General features: G+C 40.8%; 2 protein-coding genes. Both read right to left on the bottom strand.

The window, feature by feature from the left end; genetic code table 11:
* Positions 1-80: 80 nt before the first annotated feature.
* Positions 81-335 carry a biofilm formation regulator BssS gene (bssS, locus tag JK188_RS17285; RefSeq protein ID WP_211885188.1) on the bottom strand — a complete coding sequence of 85 codons (255 nt, stop codon included), beginning with the start codon at positions 333-335 and terminating at the stop codon, positions 81-83.
* A 219-nt stretch (positions 336-554) separates the two neighbouring features.
* Entirely contained in the window at positions 555-1,601 is a 1,047-nt protein-coding gene (pyrC, locus tag JK188_RS17280; RefSeq protein WP_132494627.1) for a dihydroorotase, read from the bottom strand.
* Positions 1,602-1,705: the final 104 nt, after the last annotated feature.

Genomic DNA, 1,705 nt, shown 5'->3' with positions numbered 1-1,705 from the left:
TATTAATGATGTAAATTGGAGTGGTTAAATGATAGTGAATGGATATTTGTTATGAGACAAATATCCATTCTTTTTACCTGCTAATGAGTTTTGAAATCAGATTCAAGATATTCGCCAGACTCAATCTTATCAATTCCAGCCTGAAGAATATTAATCAGCTGTTTGGCTACATCGGTTGTCAGCCACATGGTTTTATCAACTATTGCGCTATCCAGGCTATTGTTCTGTTCAGGGAGGTAATGTAAACGTAGCATCATCGCATCGTAGGCATCGACAGTACTGATATCCCAGCCAACAACAGGGTGAGTTTGGATTACATCGTTTTTTCTATTCATTTAGACCTCCTAATCAAACATCGTGATAAATAGTAAATATCTATTACTGACTAAGAGCAGGTGACTCAGAACGAGCTATATCTAGTATAAGAAGATTTTTTTAATATGGTAGTAGTAAAACTATTTTTTTGTGAATTTTGGTGAAAATTAAAAAAATAGCCGGTGATTCTTTAAAAAGAAGATGTGAAAAGGATAAAACCTTTCCACATCATAATGTTATTAGCTTACTTTGATAGTCCAACCACAATCTTCACCCGCTAAGAATGGGATTAATTTATCTGTCCCACAAGCAATAGATTCGCAGGTTATATTCTCAGATTTTGTCAGTGTAATGTGACCTTCATTGACAGGTAATCCATAAAACTTAGGTCCATTTAGTGAACAAAATGCTTCGAAATGCGCTAAAGCACCTAATTCTTCGAACACGGTTGCATAGGCAGCTAATGCGGTTGGAGCGTTAAATACGCCTGCACAGCCGCAGGATGCCTCTTTACGGGATTGAACATGCGGCGCAGTATCGGTACCTAAGAAGAAGCGATCGCAACCAGAAGCAACAGCTGCGCGTAATGCTTCTTGATGAACATTACGTTTTAAAATCGGCAGGCAATACAGATGCGGTCGTACACCACCAACTAACATATGGTTGCGGTTAAACATCAAATGCTGTGGTGTTAAGGTCGCCGCTGTAAATTCGTTAGCCTCTAACACATATTGTGCAGCTTCTTTGGTGGTGATGTGCTCAAAAACTACTTTTAACTGAGGGAATTGAGCGCGTAATGGCAGCATGACTTGTTCGATAAACAGCGCTTCACGGTCGAAGATATCGATATGGCTGGCGGTCACTTCCCCATGAATGAGTAATGGCATTCCAGCTTGTTCCATGGCAGCAAGAACAGGGTAGATTTTTTTAATGTCAGACACGCCATGGCTAGAGTTTGTTGTGGCATTCGCGGGATACAATTTACAGGCCGTAAATACACCTTCATTAAAACCACGAATGAGTTCATCAGCATCAGTTGTGTCAGTTAAATAGCAGGTCATTAGCGGTGTAAATTGGTGCCCAGCAGGTACCGCTTGTTTAATTCGCTCACGATACGCTCTTGCGGCTTCTACCGTGGTAACAGGGGGTACAAGGTTAGGCATGACAATGGCACGACCAAAAAATTGGCTTGTGAACGGCACGACTGTATTTAACATTTCATTATCGCGAAAATGAACATGCCAATCATCAGGGCGGCGGATCGTTAGGGTAGTTACAGTTGTCATTAAACCGGCTCCAATAAGGGGGGAAGTGATGAGCAGATGCTCAAGCCGGGAAAGAATGATAAAACGAAAACGATTAAATAGCTATGATCAAGGACAATTAATAT

It is taken from the genome of Providencia sp. JGM181 (assembly GCF_018257375.1).
Lineage (GTDB): Bacteria > Pseudomonadota > Gammaproteobacteria > Enterobacterales > Enterobacteriaceae > Providencia > Providencia lanzhouensis.
This window is presented reverse-complemented; position numbering and strand designations above follow the sequence as displayed.